This window comes from Kitasatospora sp. NRRL B-11411, from assembly GCF_000721345.1.
Lineage (GTDB): Bacteria > Actinomycetota > Actinomycetes > Streptomycetales > Streptomycetaceae > Kitasatospora > Kitasatospora cineracea.
This window is the reverse complement of sequence record NZ_JOGH01000144.1, coordinates 1-14277: the sequence shown is the minus strand read 5'-3', so window position 1 is coordinate 14277 and position 14277 is coordinate 1. Positions and strand designations below refer to the sequence as shown.

Sequence of the window (14277 nt, the reverse complement as noted above, 5' to 3'; positions counted from 1 at the left end):
GTGGTGTCCGGGGCGGGGGCTGTACGAGTTGTTCGAGGAGCGGGTGGCGGCGCACGGCGGGCGGGTGGCGGTGGTCGACGGGGGCGGGGAGCTCTCGTACGCGGAACTCGGGCGGCAGGTACGGGGGTTGGCGGCCGGGTTGGCGGCGCGGGGGGTGCGGCCGGGGTCGGTGGTGGGGGTGAAGGTGCCGGCCGATCGGCGGGCGTTGGCGGTGGATCTGGCGGTGGCGGCGCTGGGGGCGGTGGTGTTGCCGTGCACGCCGGGGCACGGGCGGCGGGACCTGCTGGCGGTGTGGGGGACGGCGCGGGTGGATGCGGTGGTGACGGTGCCGGAGTGGAAGGCGCTGGTGGACGGGTTGCGGCCGGAGTTGCCGGATCTGCACGAGGTGGTGGTGCTGGGGGCGGAGCCGTGGCCGGAGCAGGCGGGGTGGGCCCCGGCGGTGGTGGACGCGGAGGCGCCGGCCCGGATCCTGCTGTCCTCGGGTTCGGAGGCCGTGCCGAAGCTGATCGCGTACTCGCACAATGCACTGGCCGGGGGGCGCGGGCGGTATGTGGAGCGGGTGTTGGGGACGGTGGACGGTGCGCCGCCGCGGGTGCTGCTGCTGGTGAGCCCGGCAACGGCGTACGGTTCGCTGGCGGTGGTGGCGCTGGTGCGGTGCGGGGCGACCGTGCTGCTGCCGGGCGGGGACCGGTTCGATCCGGCGGAGGCGCTGGCGGCCGTGGGGCGGTGGCGGCCGACCCACCTGGCGGCGGTGCCGACCATGTTGCGCCGGATGGCGGAGCAACTGCCGGTGCCGGGTGAAGACTTGTCCTCGTTGCAGGCGGTGGTGTCGAGTGCGGCGGCGCTGTCTCCGGCGGTGCTGGGCGCGGCCCTGCGGCGGTTCGGGTGCCCGGTGGTGAACGTGTACGGGGCCAGCGACGGGCTCAACTGCCATGCTCGGTGGACGGATCCGGACGGTGACGTGCTGCGGGTGGGCCGGCCGGATCCGGCGGTGGCGGAGTTCCGGGTGTGCGGGCCGGACGGGCGGCCGGTGCCGGCGGGAGTACCGGGCGAGTTGCAGGCGCGCGGGCCGATGACGCCGCTGTGCCACGTCGGGGAGCCCGAGTTGGACGCCCGGCTGCGGGTCGACGGGGGCTGGGTCCGCTCGGGCGACCGGGGGGTGCTGGAGCCGGACGGTTCGCTGCGGGTGCTGGCCCGGATCAAGCAGACGGTGAACCGGGGCGGGGTGTCGATCTCCACGGCGGAGGTGGAACGGCTACTGGAGGGGCACCCGGAGGTGGTGGAGGCGGTGTGCGTGCCGGTGCCGGACCCGGACCTCGGTGAACGGATGTGCGTCTGCGCGGTGCCGCGCGGGGACGGGCTGGTGCTCGGCGAACTGACGGTGTTCCTGGCCGAGTTGTGCGGCCTGGAGCGGTACAAGCTGCCGGAGCGGCTGGTGCTGCTGGAGCAGCTGCCGGTGGGGGCGTCGGGGAAGCCGGACCGGCGGGTGATCGCGGAGCTGGCGGCGGCGGCCGGGCGGGAGGCGGTGGGAACGGAGGCAGTGGGGACGGTGGGGACGGTGGGGGCGGTGGGCTGAGAGCGCCGGGCGGGCGGCAGTTGCAGCTCGGCAAGGCCGGTGGGGCGCCCCGTGGCTCGCGGGGCGCCCGTCGGCGGGATCAGGTCGGGAAGGTGAGGACCGCGGTGGTGATCCGCTCGACCTCGGCGTCCGTCAGGTGCGGGTAGACCGGCAGGGAGAGGCACTGGCGGGCCGCCCGTTCGGCGTTCGGCCAGTGGCCGCCGGGGGCGGCGGCGTGGGCGAACGCGGGCTGGTGGGGCAGGGGTTGGGGGTAGTAGACGTGGCCGTCGACCTGGTGGGCGGCGAGGTGGCGGTGGAGGTCGTCGCGGCGTTCGGCGAGCAGGGTGTAGACGTAGTAGCAGCGTCCGTTGGTGCCGGGCGGGGGCGGGAGGATGCCGCGGGTGGCGAGGGGGGTGAAGTGCCGGGTGTAGTGGGCGGCGATCTCGGCGCGGCGGGCGAGGCGGGCGGCCAGGCCGGGGTGGCGGCGGAGTTGGAAGGCGGCCAGGATCTCGTCGAAGCGGCTGTTGAGGCCGACCAGGTGGTGGCGGAAGCGGTGCGTGCCGTCCTGGCCGTGGTTGCGCAGCATCCTTACGGTGCGGGCGAGTTCGGGGTCGGAGGTGACGACGACGCCGCCTTCGCCGGGGCCGCCGAAGGACTTCACCTGGACGAAGGAGAAGACCCCGGCGTCGCCCCAGGTGCCGGCCGGGCGGCCGTCCAGGACGGCACCCTGGGCAACGGCGGAGTCTTCGATCAGGCGGAGGCCGTGCCGGGTGGCGAGGGCGCGCAGGCGTGGCATGTCGGCCATCACGGAGAACATGTGGGCGGGCATCAGGGCCTTGGTGCGGGGGGTGATCAGGGCCTCGGCCGCGTCCGGGTCCATGACCAGGGTGCGCGGGTCGATGTCGGCGAAGACCGGGGTGGCGCCGACGCCGAGGACGGTGTTGGCGAGCGGGGCGCAGCCGAAGGCCGGGACGATCACCTCGTCGCCGGCGGTGATGCCCATGGCGCGCAGGATCAGGGTGAGGGCGGTGGTGCCGCTGCCGCAGGCGATGACGTCTCCGGCGCCGAGGTCGGTGCGCAGCAACTCCTCGAAGCGGGCGGTGCGTTCGCCGAGGATGAAGCGCTGGGCGGGGTCGGTGGCGATCTCGCGGACGGTGTCGAGCAGCAGGTCTCGGTCGTCCTCGAAGAGGTCGGGCGGGAAGAACGGGATGGTGGTGGCGGCGGTCGTGGTGGTCATCGGCGGGTCAGCGCTGCTTTCCGTGCTGGAAGTCGCGGACCAGGTCGCTGACCAGGTCCAGTTGGTGGTCGGCGAGGTCGGGGTAGAGCGGGAGGGCGAGGGCGCGGCCGCAGGCGGCTTCGGCGTGCGGGAAGTCGCCCGGGCGGTGGCCGAGTTCGGCGAAGCAGGGCTGGAGGTGCAGCGGCGTCGGGTAGTAGGTCTCGGTCTGGACGCCGTGCCGGGCGAGGTGGTCGGCGAGTGCGTCGCGGTGGTCGGACTCGACCAGGTAGACGTACCAGACGGGGTCGGTGGCGGCGCCGCGGTCGACGACGGTGGGCAGGGTGAGGCCGGGGGTGCCGGTCAGGCGTTCGGTGTAGCGGGCGGCGAGGGTGGCGCGGCGGGCGATGTCCTGGTCGGCGCGGCCGAGTTTGGCGAGCAGGACGGCGGCCTGGATGTCGTCCATCTTGCTGTTGGTGCCGAGGAGTTCGGTGGGGCGGTTGATGGTGGGGAAGTCGTCCAGGGTGCGGCCGGTGCGGCCGTGGTGGCGCATCGCGGAGACGGCTTCGGCGAGGGCGGGGTCGTCGGTGAGGACGGCGCCGGCGTCGCCGATCGCGCCGAGGGTCTTGGTGGGGAAGAAGGAGAGCACGCCGCCGGCGCCGTGCAGTCCGGCGTGGACGCCGTCCCAGCGCATGCCGAACGCCTCGGCGCTGTCCTCGACGACGGTCAGGCCGTGCCGGTCGGCGACGGCCAGCAGGGCGCGCAGGTCGGCGAGTTGGTGGAACAGGTGGACCGGCATGACCATCCGGGTGCGGTCGGTGCGGACGGCTTCGACGCTCGCCGGGTCGAGGCTGTACGTGACCGGGTCGATGTCGGCGAAGACCGGGCGGCCGCCGGCCAGCACCACCGAGGTCGCGGAGGCGACGAAGGAGTAGGCGGGGACGATCACCTCGTCGCCGGGGCGCAGGCCGGCCGCGCGCAGCAGCAGGACCAGGGCGTCGGTGCCGCTGTTGACGCCGATCACGTGCCGGGCGCCGGTCCAGGCGGCGAGGGCGGCCTCGAGTTCTTCGACCTTCGGGCCGTGCGAGTACTTGCCGCGGTCCATGAGTTCGTCGAGGTGGCGCCGGGTGGTGGGCCAGAGCGATTCGAAGGTCTCGGCCTGGGTGAAGAAGGAGACGCCCGGGGAGGTGGTGGCACCCATAAAGCCCTCATCGGATGGTATGGATCAGGCGGATCGAAAGGTCCGTGCCCGAATCTGCCGGGCACCCGAATCTATGCCGACCGCACCCCCGTCCACCCCGGCCGGCAAGCGGGTTCACTCCTTCGAATGGCCTGCCGGAAAAGCGATTTGACGCCCGATCGGATTGCCGCCGAAGTGCTGATTGAATACCGGGCGAAGCAGCGCCGACCGCGGCACCGACCGCACCGCCGCGACCCGGAAGGAATGACACCCCGCCATGCCGAACGGACTCGGGACCTTACTCGTCGGAATGGGACGGGCCGGAGACGGACTCCACCTCCCGGTGCTGCGCCGCCTGCGCGGCGCGCCCGGCACCGCGCACCTGTTCGCCGCCGCGCCGATCCTCGCCGTCGACCCGTACCGGCGCCCCCGGGCGGCCGCCGACCTGCGTCCGACCACCCTCGCCGAGGCGCCCCGGCTGCTCGCCCCGGAGCACACCGTCGTCCACCTGTGCACCCCGCCCACCGAGCGGGTCGCCGCCCTGGACGCCCTCGGCCGGCTCGGCTACCGGCGGGTGCTGCTGGAGAAGCCGGTGGCCGCCGACAGCCGCGGTCTGGACGAGTTGCTCGCGCTGCGCGACCGGTACGGGCTGGACCTGGCGGTGGTCGCCCAGTGGCTGGGCAGCCGCCTCACCGGTCGGCTGCGCGTGCTGCTCGCCCAGGACGCGTACGGGCCGCTGCGCACCATCCACGTCGTCCAGCGCAAGCCGCGGTTCTCCCGCTCGCTGGCCGGGGGCGGGCACCCCACCGCCTTCGACATCGAGCTGCCGCACTCGCTCGGCCTCTGCCTCGCCCTCGCCGGGCCCGGCGAGGTGACCGGCGCGGGCGGCACCGACATGGTGGTCGACGGGCAGGTGCTGCCCCGGCTCGGCACCGCCTGGCTCAACCTCCAGCACCGCGGCGGCGCGTGGACCCGGATCCGCTCCGACCTCACCTCGCCGGTCCGCGAGCGCCGGGTCACCCTGGAGCTCGCCCGCGGCACCCTGATCGGCCACTTCCCCGGCAGCGAGGCCGACGCGTACGCCCGGCTGACCGTCATCGACCGCGACGGCGAGAGCACCGAACTGCTGCACGACGACGCGCTGGGCGGCTTCCTGGAGCACATCTACGGGTACTACGCGGCGGACGGCGGGCGGCGCGGCGCGCACCCCGACCTGGCGGTCAACACCGAGGTGGTGCGCCTGCTCGACCGGGCCAAGGCGATCGCGGCCGGTGGTAATGGTGACGGTGGTGGTGGCAGCAGTGGTGGCGTAGCCGGTGGTGCGGCAGGGGGCGGCGCGGCCGGGGTGCTGCGGGCGGTGATGAGCCGGTGAGCGCCCTCCGCAAGGGCGGCCGGACCAGGCGGCGGCGGGCGAACCGGACGCCGGTGGCCCGGCGGCCGGCCGAACGGTCCGGCGGGACGGCTGGCCAGTTCAGCGGGGCGGCCGACCGGTCCGGCGGGGTGGCCGACCGGTCCGGCGGGGCGGCCGTCCGGTTCGGCGGGATCGGCGACGAGGCCGCGCCCGACCTGGCCGGACAGCTCGACGCGCTGGAGCAACTCGGCTGGCACGAGCTGGAGTTGCGGACGGTGGACGGCGTCTGGATCGCCGATCTGCCGGTCCGGCAGGTCACCGCCCTCGCCCGCACCCTGCGCCGGCGGGGCGTCCGGGTCTGCGGCATCGCTTCCCGGGTCGGCAACTGGGCCTCCGACATCACCGGCGACCACCGCCGGGAGGACCTGGAGCTCGACGCGCTCGCCCTGCGCGCCGCGGTGCTCGGCACCACCCGGATCCGGGTGATGTCCTACCCCAACGGCACCGGCCTGCCGGAGCCCGAGTGGCGCCGCCGGGTGCTGGCCCGGCTGCGCGGCGTCGCGGCCGGTGCGCACCGCGGCGGGCGGCTCGCTCTGCACGAGAACTGCGCGGGCTGGGCCGGGAGTTCGGCCGAGAAGGCGCTCGACCTGATCGCCTCGGTGGACAGCCCCGGACTGCGCCTGCTGCACGACACCGGCAACGGGATCGCGTACGGCTACGACGGGTTCGATCTGCTGCGCCGGACCGCCGGACACGTCGACCACGTGCACGTCAAGGACGCCGTCGGCAGCGGCCCCGACACCCGGTACGTGCTGCCCGGCGCCGGCGACGCCCGACTCGCCGAGTCCCTGCGGCTGTTGACCGCACGCGGCTGGCGCGGGGTGTGGTCGCTGGAGCCGCACCTGGCCACCCGGCCGCACGAGGGCCTGGCGGCGGACGGCCGCACCGACAGCGGATTCGTCGCCGCCGGGCGGGCGTTGACCGCCCTGGTGGAGCGCGAGGTGCTGCCGCACTCCCCCGGCTGGCGCCTCGTCCCGGGCGGCCTGGCGCTGGATCTTCCGGCGTCCCGACCGGCGTCCCGCCCGGTGTCCCGACCGGTGGGCACGGACGTGGGGGCAGCTCGGGAGGAGGCGGTGTCCGATGCCCGGTGAGCCGTTGGCGTCCGGGGCCGGGACGGTGGAGTGCCCGCAGGCGCCGGACGAAGCGCAAGCGGCGGCCGGGCTCCCGGCGAGCGAGCGCCCGGTGGCCGAACTCTCTTCGGACGAACGGGAGTTGCTGCTCGAACTGCTGCGCCTGCCCACCGCCGGCCCGCTGGAGACCGGCCCCGGCGCGCCGCTGCCGCTGCTGCCCGAAGCGCTGGACGTGTACGCGCGGGCGGCGGCCGGTCGCGGGCTGGTGGAGCTGTACCGCGGTGCGCCCGGGCTGGGCGAACTGACGGGCGAAGACGTGCCGTTGACGGTGCGTCAGGCCGTGGACGAGGTGCCCGGGTTCCTGGAGTGCCAGCCGAGCCTGGTGCTGCGGCTGGGGCCGGAGCTGCCCCGGGCGGCGACGGTGATGTTCAACGTGCACCTGGACACGGTGGCCGGGCCGGAGCCGGTGGGGTTCGACGGGCGGCGGTTCACCGGGCGGGGCGCGATCGACGCCAAGGGCCCGGCGGTGGCGCTGCTGGCCGGGATCCGGGCGGCGGTGGCGGCGGAACCCCGGGTGGGCCGCGAGGTCGGGGTGCTGGTGCAGGCGGTGTCCGGCGAGGAGGGCGGCGCGATGGGCGTGTTCGGCACCCGTCCGCTGGTCGGGGCCGGGTACGTGGGCGCGCTGAACGTGTTCTGCGAGCCGACCGGCCTGCGCTACCTGCCCCGGGCCACCGCCGCCGCCACCGCCCGGCTGCGGGTGCGCGGCGAGGACGCGATCGACGACTGCCCGGGCGCGGGCCACAACGCGACGGTGCTGCTCGGCTTCCTCGCCCAGTACCTGGCCCGGGAGTTGGGCCGCCGGCCCGGCCCGCGCGACCCGGTCTGCGTGGCGGGCCTGGGCACCGGCCCGCTGCACAACCGGGTCTACGGCAGTGGCGAGCTGCTGCTCAACCTCCCCTACCGGGACGCGGGTTCGGGCCGCCGGGCGGCGGCCGCGGTGGAGGCGGCGGTCCGTTCCGGGCTGGACGCGTTCCGCCGCGAGTTCGCCGAGCTGCCGGAGTTCGCCCGGACGGCCGCCGACTGCGCCCGGATCACCCGGCTGGACTGGCCCAAGCGCGGCCTGCCCGTCCTGGACAACCGGCATCCGGAGTTCGAGGACCTGCTGTCCCGGCGGGCCGGCATCCCCCGGATGCCGGACGCGGAACCGGCGTTCACCTGCGACGCGATCTGGACGGCCGGTCTGCCGGACGACGCGTTCACCGTGGTGCTCGGCCCCGGCGACCTGGGCGCCAACCGGGCGCACGCGGCAGGCGAGTTCGCCGAGGCGGCCCAGCTCGACGCCTTCGCCTCGGCGGTGGCCCGGCTGCTGGTGGCCTTCGCCCGCCACCGTCGCCGCCCCTGATCCCCCCGATCCCCCGATCCCCCGTCCTTTCGTCGTCCGAAGTCCCTGTCTGGAGGCTGTTCCCCGTGACCACCGTGGCGTCCGCGCCCAGTGCCGCCGGCACCGTCCGCGTCCCGTACGCCGATCTGATCCGTTTCACCACCGAGGTGTTCACCGCGCACCGGTTGCCGCCCGAGCGGGCCCGGGCGGCGGCGGAGGCGCTGTGCTACGGCGACGCCGCCGGGATGGACTCGCACGGGCTGGCCAACCTGGGGCGGCTCTACCTGCCGCTGCTGGCGGAGGGCCGGGCCGATCCGCTGGCGGAGCCGGAGGTGGTGGCGGACCGGGGCGCGGCGGTGCTGGTGGACGCGGGCGGGGCGCTCGGGCTGTGGCAGGCCGGGGCGGCGATGGAGCTGGCCGCGGAGCGGGCCGAGCGGCACGGGATCGGGCTGGTGTCGGTGCGCCGGGCCACCCACTTCGGCTGTGCGGGGCACCACGCGGCGCGGGTGACCGGCCGCGGGATGATCGGGCTGCTGGCGTCGAACTGCGGCCGGCAGCGGATCGCCCGGCCGCCGGGCGGTGCGGTGGCGCTGCTGGGCACGAACCCGTGGAGCGTGGCCGCTCCGGCGGGTGAACTGCCGCCGTACGTCCTGGACATGAGCACCACGGCGGTGCCGACCGGCCGGGTCCGGGCGGCCGAGCGGGCGGGCCGGTCGATCCCGGAGGGGTGGCTGGCGGGGCCGGACGGGCGGCCGGTGACCGATCCGGGCGCGTTCGACCGGGGCGAGGCGCACCTGCTGTGGCTGGGGTCCGGTTCGGGCGGCGAGTTCAAGGGCTTCGGGCTGGGCCTGATGGTGGAGGTGCTGGCCGCGCTGCTGCCGGGAGCAGGCCTGGGCCCGGAGCCGGCCGCGCTGGACGGCGACGGCCGGCCGTCCGGGCGGGACGACGACATCGGCATCTTCGCGCTGGCGATCGCCCCGGCGACGCTGCGGGACGCCGAGCAAGTGGCCCTGGACGCCCGGACCTTGTTCGGGACGGTGCTGGACTGCCCGCCCTCGGTGGGGAGTTCGGACCCGGTGGCGTACCCGGGCTGGCACGAGGCCCGGCGGACCGCCGAGTCGCACCGCGACGGGGTGCCGCTGGCCGCCCCGCTGCTGGCCGAACTGGCGGTCATCGCCCAGCAGTTCGGCATCCGCCCGGTGGCGGGGACGGAGGCCGGGCGGTGAGCGGGCTGCGGTTCGGGGTGATCGGGCTCGGGGTGATCTCGCGGTTCTACCTGGCCGCGCTGGAGCGGGTGCCGGGCGTGCGGCTGGCGGCGGTGTGCGACCGGGACGCGGCGGTGCTGGAACCGTTCGGCGACCGGGTCGCGTGCTTCACCGACCACCGGGAGCTGCTGGCCGCGGGCGGGCTGGACGCCGTCGTGGTGACCGTCCCGAACGACCTGCACCTGGCGATCTGCCGGGACGCGCTGCGGGCGGGCCTACCGGTGTGCGTGGAGAAGCCGCTGGCCCTGCGGGCTGCGGAGGGCGAGGAGTTGGCGGCCCTGGCGGCCGAACGGCGGGTGCCGCTGTTCACCGCCTTCCACCGGCGGTACAACGCTGCGGTGCGGGAGTTGTGCACGGCGGTCGCCGAACAGCCCTTGCCCGTACGGTCGGTGACGGCCCGCTACTTCGAACTGATCGAGGAGCACGTCGGCCGGGACCGCTGGTACCTGGACCCGGAACGGTGCGGCGGCGGCTGCGTGGCCGACAACGGCCCGAACGCGTACGACCTGCTCCGGCTGCTGGCGGGCCGGATGGAGCTGACCGGCGCGGAGGTGGTGCGCGACGGCGGCGGGGTCGACCGGTACGCGGTGCTGGAGCTGGCGGGCCCCGGCGGGGTGTGCGGCCGGATCGAGCTGGACTGGTCGCACCCCGGCGAACTCAAGGACGTCGCGGTGGAGTTGGCGGACGGCACGGTGCTGCGGGCGGACCTGCTGGCCGGGCACCAGGGCTTCAAGCAGTCGCTCTGGCACGAGTACGAGGGCATCGTCGGCGAGTTCGCCGGGCTGCTGGGCGGCGACGACAGCGGCGGCGGAGACGGCAGCGGCGGTGCGGCGACGGCCGGCCCGGCGGAGCGGGGCCCGGACGGGGTGGACGCGCTGCGGGTGGTCGAGGCGGCGTACCGGGCCGAGGCCGGAACCACCGGGGCCGGGTCGGCCGGGCGGACGGACGCAAACACGGGCGCGGGCACGGTCATGGGCACGGGCGCGGGCGCGGGCACGGGTACGCGGGCGGAGGTGTGCGGATGAGCCGGGAGCGGGTGGCGGAGCTGCCGGTGCCGGTGCCGGTGCGCGAGAACGGGCCGAAGCGGACGGTGACCGGCACGCTGGTGAAGGTGCTGCTGCACAGCCGGACGGAGCGCGGGATGAGCCTGGAACCGTTCGCCAGCCGGTGCGTCCGGGCGGGCGAGGTGCACGAGCTGGTGACCACCGACCAGCGGGACACCGCGGCGGGGGCCCGGATCGACCGGGTGGGGTTCCTGGGGTTCGCGGAGGTCGCGGTGGCGGGGGTGCTGGACCGGGGCGACGAGGTGTTCGTCGGCGAGCACCGGGTGGGCACCGTGCTGGGCTTCGACGCCTGCCACTTCCCGAACCACTACAACGTGCTGATCGCGGCCGACCACCTGCTGACCGGCGAGAAGCTGGACCTGCGCCCGGAGCTGCCGGTGCGGTTCGTCCCGGCCGAAGGCTGAGCCCCCCGAAGGTCCGGCCGAAGGTCCGTCCGGCCGGCCGGGGAGCAGGGCGACGGCGAGAGGGCCCGGAGCGGGGGGCGCCATCCCCGTTCCGGGCCCTTCGACCGTCGGTAGCCGTCAGCGGCCGTCAGCGGCAGTCGTCCTGCCGGCCGCGCCGGTCACCGTCGCCGTCGCCGTGCCGGTGGCTCAGCGGCCCAGCAGCGGGACGTCGATCTCGCCCAGGTGGTAGGCGCGCACGGCCTGGACCAGCTCCTCCACGGAGAGCTGGCCGTCGCCGTTGGCGTCGATCTGGCGGAAGGCCTCGGACGGGTCGACGCTGGAAACGCCGATCGCGTCCAGCCAGGACTTGAACTCGGCCGGGTTGACCTGGCCGTCGCCGTCCACGTCGACCAGCTCGACCATGGCCTGGATGGTCGGCTTGACGACGCGGCCGAAGCCGGCGCCACCGTTCTCGAGGACGTGCTCCTCGGCGATGTGGTTGAACTGCTCGGGGGTGAGCGCACCGGTGTGCTCGTCGATGCCCGCCTTGTCGGCGAAGAAGCTCCACATGCCGAGGTAGGCGTCGGAGAGCTGGCGCGCGGCCGGGGAGGTGGGGGCCTCGCCGAAGGCCTGCAGGATGCGCTTGGCCTCGGCCTCCCAGTCGGCGCGGTCGATCTGGCCGTCGCCGTTGACGTCCCAGAGGTCGAAGCGCTTCTGGGCACGGTCGAGCTGCACGGAAGTGGTCATCGCGGAGTTCTCCAGTGTGGGTCCGGTGCGGGCGGCGGCCGCCCCAGGGACAGGGTCGGCGGGGTGTCGCCCGGCGGGGCTTTCGAATGAGCCGTCACACAATCGGTGCGGCAACGGAACGTCACACTACCGGCACGGTGAGCGACGGATCGCACACGTGCGGCCAACCGGGTGACTCTCCCGGTTCGTTGACGCTCCGTCAGATCGGTGGCCCTTGAACGGGCTCTCCCCCACCACGATTTGGGGACACCGTCAACTGTTTCGGCGGTCGCCTCCCGGGCGGGTGATCCGGGCACCGACCGCCCCGACCGGGCCTCGGACCGCCGTTACGCTCGAAGGATGCCCCGCGCGGGATGCCCGGGATGCCCGGGATGCCCGCGGTGAGGTGCTCGCGGCGAGGTGCTCGCGAGGGCCGCCCCCGGGGGCCGTCCGGAGGGCTCCGGCGCCGCCGCCGCGGGCCGGTTCGCCGGAAACCGGCGCCGGGTGCAGGCTGGAGGGATGGCGACGGACTCCGGCAGTTCCCCTCCCCGACCCGGCGGCTCCCCCTCCGGCTTCGGCGGCTCCCCCTCCGGCTTCGACAGCTCCCCGGGCGGCCTGGCCCTGGCGTCGGCGCTGGCGGCCGGTCCGGTGCTGCTCGACGGCGGGCTGTCGAACCAACTCGCCGACCAGGGCTGCGACTTGTCCGACGCCCTGTGGTCGGCCCGGCTGCTGCTGGACGAACCCCGGCAGCTGGTGGCGGCGCACCGGGCGTACTTCGAGGCGGGCGCCCAGGTGGCGACCACGGCGAGTTACCAGGCGAGCCGCCCGGGTTTCGCCGCCCGCGGAGTGGACGCGGGGAAGGCCGACCGGCTGCTGGCGCTGAGCGTGGAGGTGGCCCGGCTGGCTGCCGAGGAGGTGTCGGCGGAGCTCGGCGACGGCCGCCCGCGCTGGGTGGCGGCCTCGGTGGGCCCGTACGGGGCGGTCCTCGCGGACGGCTCCGAGTACCGGGGCCACTACGGCCTGTCCGCCTCGGAGTTGGCGGAGTTCCACCGGCCCCGGCTGGAGGTGCTGGCCGCCGCCGGGCCCGACGTGCTGGCGGTGGAGACCGTGCCGGACCTGCTGGAGGCAGCGGTCCTGGCGGACTGCGTCCGGGGGCTGGGCGTGCCGGTGTGGTTCTCGTTCAGTGCGGCGGACGGGCTGACCCGGGGCGGGGAGCCGCTCTCGGAGGTGTTCGCGCTGGTGTCGGAGGTGCCCGAGGCGGTCGCGGTGGGGGTCAACTGCTGCGCCCCGGAGGAGGTGACGTCGGCGGTGGCACTGGCCGCCGAGGTGACGGGCCTGCCCGGGGTCGCGTACCCCAACAGCGGAGAGGGCTGGGACGCGGCGGCCCGGGACTGGACCGGCGCGGCGGCCTTCGACCCCGGCCTGGCGGCGGACTGGGTGGCCGCCGGGGCCCGGCTGGTCGGCGGCTGCTGCCGGGTGGGGCCGGCCGCGATCGCCGAGCTGGCGGCGGTGGCGCAAGCTCCGCCGCGCTGGACGGAGTTGCCTGCGTCGACCCGCCCGCTCGTCCGTTCGTCCGGTTTATCGGCGGCGGGTCGCCCTGCGGTCTGGTACTGATGGCGGGCTGGGTGGCGGAGCCTGCCCCCAGGTTCTGGGAGCACGACGGGAGGGGGCGCGGTGGGCACGGGTGCGGGTACGGGTGCAGGTGCGGGTGCGGTTGAGCGGGTGAATGCGTTGGGGGCTTGCTGGGGGCGGGAGTTGGGGTCCGGGGGCGGTCAGGTGTGGACGGCCCTGGGAGTGTGGCCGCTGCTGGCGATGCTGGCGGCGGGCGCCAACGGGCCGGCCCGGGCCGAGCTGGAGCGGGCGTTGGGCGTTCCGGCCGAGCAAGCCCCGGCAGCGGCCCGGGAGTTGCTGGCGCAGGTGCGGGCGGTGCCGGGCTGCGCGGCGGCGCTCGGGCTGTGGACGGCCGACGGCGTCGCGGTGGAGCCGGGCTGGGTGGCCGAGTTGGGCGCTCCGCTGTGGGGGCGGCTGTCCGGCGATCCGGTCAAGGACCGTGCGGTGCTGGACCGTTGGGCCCGGGAGTGGACCGGCGGGCTGGTACCGCGGATGCCGGTCGACCCGGCGGGCGCGCTGCTGGTGCTGGCCTCGGCGGTCGCCGTCCGGACCAGGTGGCTGCGGCCGTTCCAGGAGGGCCGCTTCCAGGTCCTCGAAGGCCCTTGGGCGGGACGGGACTTCGCGCAGCTCTCGGTGTCCGGCCCGGAGCTGTTCGAGCGGATCGCGGTGGCGGAGAGCCCGGCGGGACGGGTGACGGAGGTCCGGGTCGCGGGCACCGGCGAGGTGGACGTCCACCTGGTGCTCGGCGAACCGGGGGCCGCGCCGGGCGCGGTGGTGGCGGCCGGGTTCGCACTGGCCGCGGGCGCGGCACGGCGGACGCCGGTGTCGGCCCTGCCGGACGGGGTGCAGGGGCCCGGGCTCCAGCTGTCCACCGTCGACTCGCCCGTCCCGCAGCACCTCGGCGCGCTGAACACGGCGGCTTTCCGGGTCCAGTCGGAGCACGACCTGCTGGCGACGGCCCGGCTGTTCGGCCTGGGAACGGCGGCGCAGGACGGCGACCACTTCCGGGGCGTCAGCCGGAGCACCCCGCTGAAGGTCGCCCGGGCCCAGCAGGCCGCGACGGCGGAGTTCTCCGCGCAGGGCTTCGAAGCGGGCGCGGTCACGGCGGTGGTGATGGCCCCGGGCAGCGCGATGTTCGCCCCGCAGCAGCGGTACCGGATCCGGGTGGCCGCCGCCCGCTTCGACCGCCCGTTCGCCTTCCTGGCGCTGCACCGGCCGACCGGACTGGTCCTGATGGCGGGCTGGGTGGCGGAGCCTTCGAGGGCCTGAGCCGGCGGGCGAACCGGGAGGCACGGCGGGCGGCGGGCGTTGCCGGCGGGCGGCTTCGTCGTGGTTGGCCGCACGGCTCCCCGCGCCCCTGGCGGGGCGAAAGGATCCGAGGCGGGTTGGTGGGTTCGGTGGGGTGGGCGGGGTGACGG

General features: G+C 75.7%; 12 protein-coding genes. 9 read left to right on the top strand and 3 right to left on the bottom strand.

The window, feature by feature from the left end; genetic code table 11:
* The coding region (locus IH44_RS0135440; protein WP_063759751.1) for a class I adenylate-forming enzyme family protein at nucleotides 1-1576 on the top strand (1576 nt) is incomplete at its 5' end.
* Between the two features lie 79 nt (nucleotides 1577-1655).
* On the opposite strand, the gene IH44_RS0135430 is transcribed toward IH44_RS0135440, so the two are convergent.
* Entirely contained in the window at nucleotides 1656-2792 is a 1137-nt protein-coding gene (locus IH44_RS0135430) for a DegT/DnrJ/EryC1/StrS aminotransferase family protein (protein ID WP_035957336.1), read from the bottom strand.
* Nucleotides 2793-2799: 7 nt separating this feature from the next.
* Complete coding sequence (locus tag IH44_RS0135425) at nucleotides 2800-3969, bottom strand: DegT/DnrJ/EryC1/StrS aminotransferase family protein (RefSeq protein ID WP_030463938.1); 1170 nt, start codon at nucleotides 3967-3969, stop codon at nucleotides 2800-2802.
* Nucleotides 3970-4258: 289 nt separating this feature from the next.
* Here IH44_RS0135425 and IH44_RS0135420 point away from each other — a divergent pair, with 289 nt between their 5' ends.
* The 6 genes from IH44_RS0135420 (at nucleotide 4259) to IH44_RS0135395 (ending at nucleotide 10543) form a co-directional block, all read left to right on the top strand.
* Nucleotides 4259-5320 carry a hypothetical protein gene (locus IH44_RS0135420; RefSeq protein ID WP_198545095.1) on the top strand — a complete coding sequence of 354 codons (1062 nt, stop codon included), beginning with the start codon at nucleotides 4259-4261 and terminating at the stop codon, nucleotides 5318-5320.
* Nucleotides 5317-6450 (top strand): sugar phosphate isomerase/epimerase, encoded by a 1134-nt coding sequence (locus tag IH44_RS0135415; RefSeq protein WP_063759750.1) that lies wholly within the window; start codon nucleotides 5317-5319, stop codon nucleotides 6448-6450. Before IH44_RS0135420 ends, IH44_RS0135415 begins: the two co-directional genes overlap by 4 nt.
* Nucleotides 6440-7831, top strand: coding sequence for a M20/M25/M40 family metallo-hydrolase (locus tag IH44_RS0135410; protein ID WP_081967322.1), 1392 nt, complete (start codon nucleotides 6440-6442; stop codon nucleotides 7829-7831). Before IH44_RS0135415 ends, IH44_RS0135410 begins: the two co-directional genes overlap by 11 nt.
* A gap of 65 nt (nucleotides 7832-7896) precedes the next feature.
* Entirely contained in the window at nucleotides 7897-9036 is a 1140-nt protein-coding gene (locus IH44_RS0135405; RefSeq protein ID WP_030463934.1) for an Ldh family oxidoreductase, read from the top strand.
* On the top strand, nucleotides 9033-10100 hold the full coding sequence (locus tag IH44_RS0135400) for a Gfo/Idh/MocA family protein (protein WP_081967321.1): 1068 nt from the start codon (nucleotides 9033-9035) through the stop codon (nucleotides 10098-10100). The genes IH44_RS0135405 and IH44_RS0135400 overlap by 4 nt, the downstream gene beginning before the upstream one ends.
* The gene (locus IH44_RS0135395; RefSeq protein WP_051817998.1) at nucleotides 10097-10543 is read left to right on the top strand and encodes a hypothetical protein; all 447 of its coding nucleotides are present in this window, start codon (nucleotides 10097-10099) and stop codon (nucleotides 10541-10543) included. The genes IH44_RS0135400 and IH44_RS0135395 overlap by 4 nt, the downstream gene beginning before the upstream one ends.
* Before the next feature lie 186 nt (nucleotides 10544-10729).
* Here IH44_RS0135395 and IH44_RS0135390 read toward each other — a convergent pair whose 3' ends face one another.
* On the bottom strand, nucleotides 10730-11269 hold the full coding sequence (locus IH44_RS0135390) for an EF-hand domain-containing protein (RefSeq protein ID WP_030463931.1): 540 nt from the start codon (nucleotides 11267-11269) through the stop codon (nucleotides 10730-10732).
* Between the two features lie 498 nt (nucleotides 11270-11767).
* Between IH44_RS0135390 and mmuM the strand changes: the two genes are divergently transcribed.
* Together mmuM and IH44_RS0135380 are read left to right on the top strand one after the other, a co-directional pair.
* A complete protein-coding gene (gene mmuM / locus IH44_RS0135385; RefSeq protein ID WP_081967320.1) occupies nucleotides 11768-12862 on the top strand; it encodes a homocysteine S-methyltransferase in 1095 nt (364 codons plus the stop codon).
* 162 nt (nucleotides 12863-13024) lie between these two features.
* Nucleotides 13025-14128: a serpin family protein gene (locus IH44_RS0135380; RefSeq protein ID WP_232795208.1), complete on the top strand. Its 1104-nt coding sequence runs from the start codon at nucleotides 13025-13027 to the stop codon at nucleotides 14126-14128.
* The last annotated feature ends 149 nt before the right edge of the window (nucleotides 14129-14277 follow it).